General features: G+C 32.0%; 2 protein-coding genes. Both read left to right on the forward strand.

The window, feature by feature from the left end; translation table 11 throughout:
- The first annotated feature begins 300 nt into the window (after nucleotides 1-300).
- A complete protein-coding gene (murQ, locus tag B2U95_RS06470; protein WP_296313951.1) occupies nucleotides 301-1,113 on the forward strand; it encodes an N-acetylmuramic acid 6-phosphate etherase in 813 nt (270 codons plus the stop codon).
- Nucleotides 1,100-1,336: a DUF6095 family protein gene (locus B2U95_RS06475; protein WP_296313952.1), complete on the forward strand. Its 237-nt coding sequence runs from the start codon at nucleotides 1,100-1,102 to the stop codon at nucleotides 1,334-1,336. Before murQ ends, B2U95_RS06475 begins: the two co-directional genes overlap by 14 nt.
- Nucleotides 1,337-1,521: the final 185 nt, after the last annotated feature.

The following is a 1,521-nucleotide window of genomic DNA, read 5'->3' on the forward strand; positions in this document are numbered from 1 at the left end:
GTTTTACGAATTTATGTTTGTGCTTCTACAACAAGGCAGTGACGATGGTGGAGGCCCTTTTGAAACACAACCAGCTACAGTAAGAGGCAATTGTATAAACGTCACAAATCCAGATAATTTTCCTTTCGGTTACTTCCGACTCTCAGAAGTAGATGAAGTAATTTATACGGTTGAATAATAGTATATGGTCGTTACCATTTATGTCGTTTCATCTCCTTTAACTCTGTCAAAATATTCAGAGAATGCCGTTAATAAGAATAACCCAGTGTATCTGCTAAAATTATTTCTTATCTTTAAAACATGATATTTACTAAGACCACTGAACAAGATTCCCATTACAATAATCTTGAAAACATGTCAATTAATGAGATTATTACTAATATTAACAATGAAGATAAAACTGTTCCTATTGCAGTGGAAAAAGCATTACCGCAAATCGAATCATTAATAGAACAAATTGTTACTAAACTAAAGGATGATGGTCGATTATTTTATATAGGTGCTGGAACAAGTGGTAGATTAGGTATACTTGATGCTTCTGAGTGTCCACCAACCTTTGGAGTATCCCATGATTTGGTAATTGGCTTAATCGCTGGTGGAGATATAGCAATAAGAAAAGCCGTAGAAAATGCAGAAGACTCAACAACACAAGGTTGGGAAGATTTATCAGATTATAATATTTCAGATAAAGATTTTGTTTTAGGCATTGCAGCATCAGGAACAACACCATATGTAATAAGTGCTTTGGATAAATCTAATAAGCAAAATATATTAACTGGTTGTATTACTTGTAATCAAGGAAGTCCATTAGCATTAACAGCTAAATTCCCTATAGAAGTTGTAGTTGGTCCTGAATTTTTGACTGGTAGTTCAAGAATGAAAGCTGGCACAGCTCAAAAGCTTGTCCTTAACATAATAACTACTACGGTTATGATTCAATTAGGAAAAGTAAAAGATAACAAGATGATTGATATGCAATTAAGTAATGATAAGTTGGTTATTAGAGGTGTCAAAATGATTATGAATGAGTTGATGGTCTCTGAAAAAGTAGCTATTCAATTACTTAATAAGCACAAAAGCGTAAGAAAAAGTATTTCACATGGACGAAAATAATAGAACAGATAAAGAGATCTTAGCTAAAGGATTAAAGCAAATGGGAATTTGTCTTGTCCTTATGTTTGCTGGTCCAACTTTATTACATTTAACATTAGATAATAAAGACAAACCACTTTATATCCCTTTACTTATACTTTCAATTCTACTATGTATTTTGGCTATTTCATTTCTATTTATTGGGATAAATACAATTATAAATAGCATGTTCAAGAAAAAATAATAAAACTTCATTTATCACAATACATCTAACTAAAGAAAGCTTTTAAACTGAACTAAAGCAATAAAAACGAAAAAAAACCCTTACTAGATTAACTAGTAAGGGTTTTGTAAATACTAACATAATGTTAGTACAAAAAAGGCGGCGACCTACTCTTCCACAGTAAAGCAGTACCATCGGCGCAAACG

Source organism: Winogradskyella sp. UBA3174 (genome assembly GCF_002364335.1).
Taxonomy (GTDB): Bacteria; Bacteroidota; Bacteroidia; order Flavobacteriales; family Flavobacteriaceae; genus Winogradskyella.